A 10,794-nucleotide genomic window follows, 5' to 3' on the forward strand; every position below is an offset into this window, starting at 1 on the left:
AAATTACCAAATTTTCAAATTGGATTAATATTGTTCCTTCTCATTCGGAAAATCACTACTCTTTACATCCGTCACATACTGACCAATTGCAGTTGTCATTCCATCGTATAAATCCATATATCTTCTTAGGAATCGCGGACTGAATTCATTGTTCATTCCAAGCATGTCGTGAATTACCAAAACCTGTCCGTCAACACCACCACCAGCACCAATTCCGATTACGGGAATCGAAATGCTTTTGGCCACCTTCTCTGCCAAATGGGCTGGAATTTTTTCCAGAACTACTGCAAAACAGCCAATTCTTTCCAGCATTTGTGCATCTTCAATCAGTTTTTCTGCTTCGGCTTCTTCTTTTGCACGAACAGTATAAGTACCAAATTTATAAATAGATTGTGGCGTCAAGCCCAAATGTCCCATTACCGGAATCCCTGCATTCAAGATCTTCTTGATAGAATCCTTGATTTCGCTTCCGCCTTCCAGTTTCACGGCGTGTCCGCCACTTTCTTTCATAATCCTGATAGACGAGCGAAGCGCTTCCTTAGGATCTGATTGGTAGCTACCAAAAGGCAAATCGACCACAACCAAAGCTCTATTGACGGCACGGACTACGCTTGATGCGTGGTAAATCATCTGATCCAAGGTAATAGGCAAGGTCGTTTCGTGACCCGCCATTACATTTGAAGCTGAATCTCCAACCAAAATTACATCAACACCAGCGGTATCAACGATTTTTGCCATTGTAAAATCATAAGCCGTCAACATCGAAATCTTCTCGCCATTGGCTTTCATTTCAATCAAGGACTTTGTCGTAATTCTTTTGTAATCTTTTTTTGCTACAGACATCTTAGTTATGAGTTAAGAGTTATAAGTTAGGAGCCGTCGATTGATTTTCAATTTCGACTCAAATTGAGTCTGTAAAGGTACAAATGCTTTATCAATACGCACACCTAAATGGCTTTTTTTAGAACAATAGGATTTCAAGGAAGCAATTGTCCTGCTGTTCTAAATCATCTTTATAAAATCTTTATGTGATCCTTATTCTATATTATAAAATACTTACAACTTATGATTTAACTTTGTCCCGTTAAACAATCATAACAAATTGAAATCGATTTTTAAACATCAAAACAAAAAGAATCAATACGTTGTCAGCTTTATCTCGGTAAGCTTGGTTTCGATGTTGTGTCTATTCACACGGGATTTCCTCGATTATAAAGTTACAGGCTATCTGCTTTTGGTACTGGTTTCAATCTTGGCCATCTTCCTTGAAATATTTCCCGTCCTGTTGGCCGCTTTTCTGAGTGCCATTATCTTGGATTTCTTTTTTATAAAACCCTATTACAATTTTCACATCAACAGTGCCGAGGATGGATTGCTGCTGCTGCTGTTTTTTGTGATTGCTTTGATAAATGCCGTACTGACTTTCAAAATCCGAAAAGCCGAACAAGAAGCGCAAGTAAAAGAAGCGAAACTTAATACAATGAAACTCTACAATACCTTGTTGGATTCACTTTCGCACGAACTCCGGACACCCATTTCAACCATAATGGGATCGGTGGGAACTTTGCAGAGCGGTGTCAATTTATCCGATGAAAATAAGACGAAACTGCTTTCTGAGATGGACAAGGCTTCCTTGAGATTGAACTATCAAGTGGAAAATCTCTTGAACATGTCGCGCTTGGAATCGGGTTATATCCAACCGAAATTGGACTGGTGTGATGTAAAAGAACTGGCCTACAACGTACTTTCGAGTATGAATGAAACCTTATCCCAGCACAGGATTACCGTCAAAGCGAATGATTATCTGCCTCTTTTTAAGCTAGATTATGGCTTGATGGAACAAATTTTATACAACCTTATCTATAATGCATCACAATATACTCCGATTGGTGCCGAAATTAAAATCACGATAGAGTACAATCCTGTGATGGACATCGATTACAATCAGGAAGAAACGATGAGTTGCATCATCACAATTGCTGACGATGGAAATGGTTTCCCTGAAGATCAAATAGAGAAAGTGTTTGAGAAATTTTATAGGTTGAACAACTCCAAAACAGGCGGGACAGGCTTGGGACTTTCAATAGTGAAAGGTTTTACAGAAGCACAACACGGAAAAATAAAATTGCAGAATAGGGAAGAAGGCGGTGCGGTTTTCACGCTATCATTTCCGGCAGAAGTAATGCAGACCAAAAACATAGGCAATGAATAGCGCTACCATTTTAGTGATTGACGACGAAAGTCAGATCAGGAAATTATTGGAAATCACCTTGGATTCCAACGGATATAAAACCAATTTTGCTACAACGGCGAAGGAAGGAATTGCAATGGCCGCCAATCATCCGCCCGATTTAATTCTATTGGATTTAGGTTTGCCTGACGATGATGGTCAGAATGTTCTGAAGCAATTGCGCGAATGGTTTCAAAATCCAATCATCATCTTGAGTGTAAAAAGTGCCGAAGAAGAAATCGTAAAAGCATTGGATAGCGGTGCAAATGATTTCCTTACAAAACCATTTCGAACACAGGAATTGTTGGCACGAATCAGAACGGCTTTACGGAATTTGAACAGCCAGCAAATAGAACCTATTATTTCCTTCGATGCTGTCACAATAGATTTGACATCAAGGCTTGTAAAAGTCAACGACGAAGTTGTAAAACTCACTGCAACGGAATATTCCTTACTGATCTTATTGGTAAAAAACGAAGGAAGAGTACTCACGCATCAATATATTTTAAAAGAAGTTTGGGGTCCAAGTTATGCCGACCAGACACAATATCTAAGGGTTTTTATCGCACAGCTTCGGAAGAAACTGGAGAAGGACCCTAACCGACCAAAACACATCCTGACCGAATCCGGAATCGGTTACAGGTTTAATACCAACTAGCTAAAATCATTTACTGAAATCTTTTGATTGTAAAGAACTCCATTCTTACGATACAGATTTATTGTGCCTAATTTTTCCAAGAGTAAAACTTCAAAAACAATGTTTATAAATTAAAATTCAATTGGTTATATGGAAATGAATATGAAAAATCCAACGGTTCAAAAGATAAGTGCGGCCTCGCTGTTGGTCGCCTTGGGAATCATTTATGGTGACATCGGAACAAGTCCGCTGTATGTTATGAAAGCAATAGTGGGCGACCGTCCCATTACTGAATTGCTCGTTTACGGAGGTGTTTCGTGCGTGTTCTGGACGCTTACATTTCAAACCACATTCAAATATATTTTCCTGACGCTGTCGGCAGACAATCACGGCGAAGGCGGCGTATTTTCGCTTTATGCCTTGGTAAAAAGATTCGGAAAAGGAAAATTAGTAATCCCAACGATTTTAGGAGCCACAACCTTATTGGCCGACGGAATCATCACACCGCCGATTTCAGTCGCCTCTGCGGTCGAAGGCTTGGAAGTATTGATTCCAGATTTACCAACGGTTCCCATCGTTATAGCAATCCTATCGGGAATCTTTTTCTTTCAACGATTCGGAACACAAAAAATCGGTTCGTTTTTCGGACCTGCAATGGTTATTTGGTTTTCGATGATTCTAATTTTGGGCTTGACCCAAATTGTGCACCATCCGGAAATTTTCAAAGCACTGAATCCAATCTATGCTTATAATTTATTGGTAGAATATCCACACGGATTTTGGCTTTTGGGAGCTGTCTTTTTATGTACGACGGGTGCAGAGGCATTATATTCCGACTTAGGACACTGCGGTAAAACAAACATCAGAATCACTTGGGTTTTCGTGAAAATCGCCTTGGTTGTCAATTATCTTGGACAAGCTTCCTGGTTGATGACGCAGTCAGCTAATACGCTTGACGGGAAAAATCCATTCTTCAGCATCATGCCCGAATGGTTCCTTTTGTCCGGAATTATCATTGCGACTTGTGCAACAGTTATTGCTTCCCAAGCATTGATCAGTGGATCTTATACCTTAATTAATGAAGCAATCTCATTGAATTTTTGGCCACGTGTCGCGCTAAGAAATCCAACCGACTTGAAAGGACAAATCTACATTCCGTCCCTAAATACCATTCTTTGGATCGGTTGTGTCCTGATGATTTTGTACTTTAAAAATTCAGCACATATGGAAGCGGCCTATGGTTTCTCCATCACTGTGGCGATGATGATGACAACATTCTTATTGGCCTACTATCTGATTTATATCAAAAAAATAAAAACCATTTGGGTCGGACTGATACTCTTGGTTTTTTCAGCCATCGAGATTTCGTTTTTCATTGCAAATGTTGTCAAAATCAAGGAACGTTGGATGTTCCTCTTCTTCGAATTATTCATTTTTATGATCATGTACATCTGGTTCTATTCGAGAAAAATCAACAATAAATTCCTGAAGTTTACCAATCTAGCTGAAAAAGCACCGATGTTGAAGGAATTAAGCGAAGATGATTCGATTCCTAAATATTCCACACATTTGATTTACCTCTCAAAAGCGGATAAAAATTATGAGATTGAAGAGAAAATATTAAAGTCGATCTTTTCCAAAAAGCCCAAACGTGCCGATGTGTATTGGTTTTTGCACATCAACAGAACCAACGAACCACACACTTTAAATTATGATGTGATTGAAATTTTAGATGATAAAGTAATTAAAGTCGTCTTGAATGTTGGCTTCCGAGTGCAACCGAAAGTCGAATTGTATTTCAAGAAAATCGTTCAGGATTTGGTTGAAAATAAAGAATTGAACCTGCATATTCGCCCGGACGGTTCTACAAAATACAACAACGAGCCCGATTATAAATTCGTAATTCTGGAGAAATTCTTATCCGTAGAAAATGAATTTGCCGTAAAAGAAGGACTCATGCTCAATAGTTATTTCCTTCTAAAACATCTTTCACAGTCGGATGCCAAGGCTTTCGGTTTGGATAAAAGCGATGTGGCGATAGAAAAAGTGCCGATTGTCTACCAACCAATTTCAAAATTAACCCTCGAACGAAAAATCAATAAATAATTCATACAATGAAAAAGATCATTACCGCGTTGCTTTCCTTGAGTTTCGTACCACTTTTTGCGCAAGAAGATTCCCTGCAAACTAAAATTCCTTTCGACGGAATGGACTTATCGTGGATCAACGGACAAAACCGTCAGACAAAATTCCCTTTAGTGTTAAAGGACACTGACGGAGAAACAATCTTAACTGGCGTTACCTATCTAGATTCCTACATCAATTATGATTTCAATAATCCGATTGATAACACGCATACAATTTCCTCTTCAATTGGTAGAAACAATGAGTTTACCGTGAATTTGGCCAGCATCGGTATCGAAACCAATTACAAGAATGTCATCGGAAGATTGTGGTTGCAGTACGGGCAAATGGCTTCCATTATTCAAGATTTAGACGGGACCACCCAGCACGGTCGAAATACTTCCATCAATAATTTGAAGAATATCCGCGAAGCCTCCGCCGGTTATCATTTCGATAAATGGCACGGAATCAATGTCGAGATGGGAATTTTCATGAGCTACATTGGTCTGGAAAGTTATGTAACACAGGAAAACTGGTCGTATCAGCGTTCGATGGTGTGCGATTTTACACCGTTCTATTTTTCAGGAGCGAGAATCCAGGCATTTCCTTCGAAGAAATTCAAGACCGAATTATGGCTGTTGAATGGTTGGCAATCCTATAATTCTTGGAACAAAACTTTAGGCGTTGGAAATTCAAACTATTATCGTCCAAATGAAAACCTGCAACTGGTAGCGAATTTCTACTACGGAAACGACAGCCGTGTGGCTACTAATCGTTTTCATCACGATAATAGTGTCGTGGCAAGATATTTTACAGACAAAAAAAGCAACGGATTATCGCAGGCCGCTTTCAGTTTGAACACACATTACGGATTTCAAAGCGGAGCAGGAGCAAAGGCATCAGAACAATATATGACAGGAGCTTCGCTGAGCAACCGACTGTGGTTCCGTCAGAACAAATTTGCCCTGACCTTGCGTGGCGATTTCGTCACCAATCCTTCGTTGTACTTGGCCTTTTCGCCATCGCCTGTAACGCCCAATGATTTTACAGATGCCATAGAAAACGATCCGAATCAGAATTTGACAATCTATCAAGGAACGATGACTTTCGATATCATGCCCAGCGATTTCGTAACCTTTAGATTAGAATACAGATACCGACAAAGCAATAAGCCTTACTTTGCAGGTTCAGGAGGAACTACTTCACCCGATGGATGGATTACAACTCCAACGGAAAACTGGCGTCCCGACCTAGTAAAACAGGAATACGGTATCACGCTTGCTGTGAATTTTAGATTGTAATAATTTGTGATGATAGAGATAATTATCTAGATGGTTAAATTTGATAAAAAACACAAAAAAAGGGTTTAAGAACATTCTTAAACCCTTTTTTTATAAGTGTAAAACCGCTAACAGTCGGCCATGTTTACCGCAATGGCAAGTCCGCCTTCTGAAGTTTCCTTATATTTATTGTTCATATCTTTTGCCGTCTGCCACATCGTATTGATTACCTTGTCCAATGGCACTTTAGCATTTTTAGCATCGGTTTCCAGTGCAAGTTCTGCCGCGTTAATGGCTTTAATGGCACCCATCGTATTTCTTTCAATGCACGGAATTTGTACCAAACCGCCAATTGGGTCGCAGGTCAGTCCAAGATGGTGTTCCATCGCAATTTCAGCAGCCATCAAAACCTGGGCAGGTTCGCCACCCATCAGTTCGCACAATGCCGCCGCCGCCATTGCAGACGAAACGCCAATTTCGGCCTGGCATCCACCCATAGCTGCCGAAATGGTAGCGCCTTTCTTGAAGATGCTTCCAATTTCTCCAGCCACCATAAGGAACTGCTTGATTTCTTTTTCTCCAGCATTATGGTTTTCAATCACCATATAATACATCAGAACAGCCGGAATAACTCCGGCACTTCCGTTGGTTGGAGCCGTAACTACTCGGCCCAAAGCCGCATTCACTTCGTTCACCGCCAAGGCAAAACAGCTTACCCATTTGAGGATCTGGCGGAATTTAACCTCCGTGTTTCGGATACAGCCCAGCCATTCTTGTGGATTGCTGTAATTCGCCAAACCAATAAGATTCTGGTGCATATCAAAAGCACGACGGCGAACATTCAATCCACCAGGAAGAATCCCTTCAGAATGGCACCCGATGTACATACATTCGAGCATAGTGTCCCAGATGCGCATCAATTCGGTATGAATCTCCTCTTCGGAACGCATCGATTTTTCGTTCTCATATACAATCTCTGAGATGCTTCTTTTTTGCTGAACACTATATTCTAAAAGTTCATCCGCATTTTGAATCGGATAAGGGAAAGCACATTTTATTTCGATTTTCTTCTTCGCATTCACACGCTCTTCCTTCACCACAAATCCACCACCGATGGAGTAGAAAGTAGAAGCATATTCTTGATCGTCCTTTGTATAGGCTGTAAAAGTGAGGCCATTTGCATGAAAAGGAAGAAAATTTTTGTTGAAGATAATGTCCTGTAGGAAAGAAAAAGGTATAACGAATTCATCACCAAGATGGATTTGGTTATCATTTTCAATCGATTTTATAATCTTATCGATGTTTTGGATAGGAATATATTCCGGATCCTGACCGCTCAAACCAAGCATCACGGCCAAGTCAGTGGCGTGGCCTTTTCCAGTCAAGGAAAGCGAACCATACAAATCTACTTTTACTCTGTCAACATCTTGAAGTAAATTTTCCTCTCTCAATTCTGCCAAAAAGCGTTCGGCCGCACGCCAAGGCCCCAATGTATGGGAACTCGAAGGGCCAACACCAATTTTAAGCATATCAAAAACAGAAATACATTCTTCCATAATACAATTTTAAGTGGCTACAAATATAAACGTATAATAGTATATTTTTGAATAGTTCAGATTGAAATTTTGATGATTTAATAAAAGAACAAAGTGAAATTTGTGTTATCTGTAAAATTTTCAATCCATTGAGTAGAAACCTTATTAATTGTTTTTTTTGAAATTTACCTACATATAGGGATTTTTTGGAGTTGTTATCTGGAGTAAGTTTGATGGCATAACAAACCCTTAAACTAATATTATGAAAAGAAATTATTTAATGCTAGCAATGTTGTTGTTTTCTGTAAGTTTTACTTCCTGTAACAAGGATGATGATTCGGATGGAGAAGAAGAAACAATGGATGAATTGGTAGGACAGGATGGTAATCCACGTTTTAATTTGCAGTTTACCAATGCCGCAAATGTAGATTTGGATTTGTATGTGCAAACCCCAAGCGGTGCTATAATCTATTATGGCAATCAAACTGCCGATGCAGGCACTCTTGATGTGGATTGCTTGTGTGAAGAATGCCCTCAAGGTCCAAATGAAAATATCTTTTGGGAAAATGGCACAGCGCCATCGGGAACCTATAAATTTTGGGTAGACTATTTTGGTGCCTGCGAGGAAGATGGAGCCTCTTCAAATTTCACGCTGAGAGTGGTTAGAAATGGTGTCGTGCTGCAAACCAAGACAGGAACGATGAATTCGGAAGGGACTACCGAGCAGTGGACATTTGAACACGAAAATTAATTATTTCTTCTTTCAAAAGAAAAGGGTTCAAGCAAATATAGCTGAACCCTTTTTGTTTTATTTGAAATAGGAGAAAGTTTCCTCGTTCTTCATAGTAAGTAACGTTTCATAAATCAGTTTAATCACGTTTTCCACATCTTCACGGTGCACCATTTCCACCGTTGTATGCATGTATCGCAAAGGCAAAGAAATCAAAGCCGATGCAACACCACCATTACTATAAGCAAAAGCATCAGTATCAGTACCCGTAACTCTCGAAGAAGCCAAACGTTGAAAAGGAAGCTTGTTGTTTTCAGCCGTATCAATAATCAAATCCCTCAAGTTGTTTTGAACCGCCGGAGCATACGTAATAACCGGACCTTTACCAATCTGGATTTCACCCTCAATCTTTTTATTAATCATTGGAGTAGTAGTATCGTGGCAAACATCCGTCACGATAGCCACATTAGGCTTGATCGTTTTAGTAATCATCTCCGCACCGCGCAGTCCAACTTCCTCCTGAACAGAATTGGTAATGTACAATCCAAAAGGCAATGTTTTTTTATTCTCCTTAAGCAAACGTGCCACTTCCGCAATCATAAAACCACCCATTCTATTGTCAATCGCACGGCAAACAAACTTGTCACCATTCATGATCATGAATTCATCAGGATACGTAATCACGCAACCCACATGAACACCCATTGCGTCAACTTGTTCTTTAGTATCACAACCTATATCAATAAACAAATTGTCAATCTTGGCATTCTCCTCCTTGTCACGATTTCTCGTATGAATCGCCGGCCATCCAAAAACGCCTTTAACAATCCCTTTCTTCGTATGAATGTTCACTCTTTTCGATGGAGCAATCTGATGGTCCGATCCACCGTTTCGAATAACGTAGATCAATCCGTTATCCGTAATATAATTCACATACCACGAAATCTCGTCAGCATGTCCTTCAATCACTACCTTATAAGGAGCATCCGGATTGATAACACCAACTGCCGTTCCATAAGTATCCGTTATAAAAGTATCCACATAAGGCTTCAAGTAATTCATCCAAAGTTTCTGCCCTTCGGCTTCAAATCCAGTAGGAGATGCGTTGTTTAAATATTCCTCTAAAAAGGCAAGTGACGATTCGTTTAATATCGATTTTGAACTCATAAAATAAATTTTTCGCTAAATTATTAATTTGGCATCACACTTGTATATATAATGTATAATTTTGATCCAATAAATTCTCAAAACAAATGAAACTCATAAAAAGTCTCCTATTTATTTTCACACTTGCATTGTCAACCATTGCCACAGCACAGGAAGACAAAGAAGATAAAAGAGACGATTACCTCAAAGTACAAGACACCACCCTTGGTCCACCTATATTATTAGAGGAAGTTATCATCAACCCAAACCAGATAAAAGTCGACGAAGCCGCCAAGAAACGCTTCCTTATATTACAGCGAAGAGTATATAAGGTATATCCGTATGCAAAAACCGCATCCGAAAGGCTCACGCAACTCAATAAAGGAATGGCTAGCCTAAAGACAAACAAGGAAAAGAAAAAGTATTTCAAGATTACCGAAAAGTATATTACAGAAGAATTCGAAGCACAACTCAAAAAGCTTTCAAGAAAGGACGGCCAGATTCTCGTAAAACTAATCCACCGCCAAACAGGCCACACCACATTCGATCTCATCAAAGACCTAAAATCAGGATTTAAGGCATTCGTATCCAACACAACCGCCAAGCTCTTCGACATAAACCTAAAAACCGAATATGATCCAATGGAAGTAAACGAAGACTATCTCATAGAAACCATCCTAACAAGAGCCTTTAAAAACAAACGTCTCATCGAGCAAAAATCTGCATTCGCCATCGACTACGAACAAGTATCCGACCATTGGATCGAAAAGCTATCCAAACCACAACAGCAAAAAGAATAACTTATACATATCATATAATAGGTACAAAATTTCACTACCTATATATATGTACAAATTTTGCTCCTATATATAAAGACAAAACACACTCCTTTATATATAGTGAGCATTTTTCTTTTCAGAAGCAGAACATTCGGGCATCTGTTCTGTCCATATTCCCGCTTTCCGTTGCAATCTTTTCCTTTTTAAAGAAAAAAGGAAAAGGATTTCCACTCCAATCGGGGCTAGTAGGTGGGACTTGGGTGTGTTTTTGGAAACATTCCGCCCTAATTGCGCAGAAATCACCCCTCAAAAACCCTCCATCTGGGAACAATC

Annotated in this window: 10 protein-coding genes; 6 read left to right on the forward strand and 4 right to left on the reverse strand. The window is 39.5% G+C overall.

Annotated elements, in window-relative coordinates:
* Positions 1-24: 24 nt before the first annotated feature.
* The gene (gene panB, locus ACI6PS_RS13915; RefSeq protein WP_421013178.1) at positions 25-843 is read right to left on the reverse strand and encodes a 3-methyl-2-oxobutanoate hydroxymethyltransferase; all 819 of its coding nucleotides are present in this window, start codon (positions 841-843) and stop codon (positions 25-27) included.
* Between the two features lie 259 nt (positions 844-1,102).
* On the opposite strand from panB, the gene ACI6PS_RS13920 reads away from it, so the two are divergent.
* The 4 genes from ACI6PS_RS13920 to ACI6PS_RS13935 all read left to right on the forward strand — a co-directional run bounded on the left by ACI6PS_RS13920 (position 1,103) and on the right by ACI6PS_RS13935 (position 6,292).
* Entirely contained in the window at positions 1,103-2,212 is a 1,110-nt protein-coding gene (locus tag ACI6PS_RS13920; protein ID WP_421013179.1) for a sensor histidine kinase, read from the forward strand.
* The gene (locus ACI6PS_RS13925) at positions 2,205-2,888 is read left to right on the forward strand and encodes a response regulator (RefSeq protein WP_421013180.1); all 684 of its coding nucleotides are present in this window, start codon (positions 2,205-2,207) and stop codon (positions 2,886-2,888) included. The genes ACI6PS_RS13920 and ACI6PS_RS13925 overlap by 8 nt, the downstream gene beginning before the upstream one ends.
* Positions 2,889-3,017: 129 nt before the next feature.
* Positions 3,018-4,973 (forward strand): KUP/HAK/KT family potassium transporter, encoded by a 1,956-nt coding sequence (locus ACI6PS_RS13930; RefSeq protein ID WP_421013181.1) that lies wholly within the window; start codon positions 3,018-3,020, stop codon positions 4,971-4,973.
* Positions 4,974-4,981: 8 nt separating this feature from the next.
* Positions 4,982-6,292, forward strand: a complete 1,311-nt coding sequence (locus ACI6PS_RS13935; protein WP_421013182.1) for an outer membrane beta-barrel protein — start codon at positions 4,982-4,984, stop codon at positions 6,290-6,292.
* A 107-nt stretch (positions 6,293-6,399) separates the two neighbouring features.
* On the opposite strand, the gene ACI6PS_RS13940 is transcribed toward ACI6PS_RS13935, so the two are convergent.
* Entirely contained in the window at positions 6,400-7,827 is a 1,428-nt protein-coding gene (locus tag ACI6PS_RS13940; RefSeq protein WP_421013183.1) for an L-serine ammonia-lyase, read from the reverse strand.
* Between the two features lie 241 nt (positions 7,828-8,068).
* On the opposite strand from ACI6PS_RS13940, the gene ACI6PS_RS13945 reads away from it, so the two are divergent.
* Positions 8,069-8,557 carry a hypothetical protein gene (locus ACI6PS_RS13945; RefSeq protein ID WP_421013184.1) on the forward strand — a complete coding sequence of 163 codons (489 nt, stop codon included), beginning with the start codon at positions 8,069-8,071 and terminating at the stop codon, positions 8,555-8,557.
* Positions 8,558-8,614: 57 nt separating this feature from the next.
* On the opposite strand, the gene ACI6PS_RS13950 is transcribed toward ACI6PS_RS13945, so the two are convergent.
* A complete protein-coding gene (locus ACI6PS_RS13950; RefSeq protein ID WP_421013185.1) occupies positions 8,615-9,703 on the reverse strand; it encodes a M42 family metallopeptidase in 1,089 nt (362 codons plus the stop codon).
* A gap of 86 nt (positions 9,704-9,789) precedes the next feature.
* Between ACI6PS_RS13950 and ACI6PS_RS13955 the strand changes: the two genes are divergently transcribed.
* Positions 9,790-10,482 (forward strand): DUF4294 domain-containing protein, encoded by a 693-nt coding sequence (locus ACI6PS_RS13955; protein ID WP_421013186.1) that lies wholly within the window; start codon positions 9,790-9,792, stop codon positions 10,480-10,482.
* Between the two features lie 115 nt (positions 10,483-10,597).
* On the opposite strand, the gene ACI6PS_RS13960 is transcribed toward ACI6PS_RS13955, so the two are convergent.
* On the reverse strand, positions 10,598-10,794 hold a 197-nt coding region (locus ACI6PS_RS13960), incomplete at its 5' end, for a hypothetical protein (RefSeq protein WP_421013187.1).

It is taken from the genome of Flavobacterium sp. PLA-1-15 (assembly GCF_049060005.1).
GTDB lineage: Bacteria > Bacteroidota > Bacteroidia > Flavobacteriales > Flavobacteriaceae > Flavobacterium.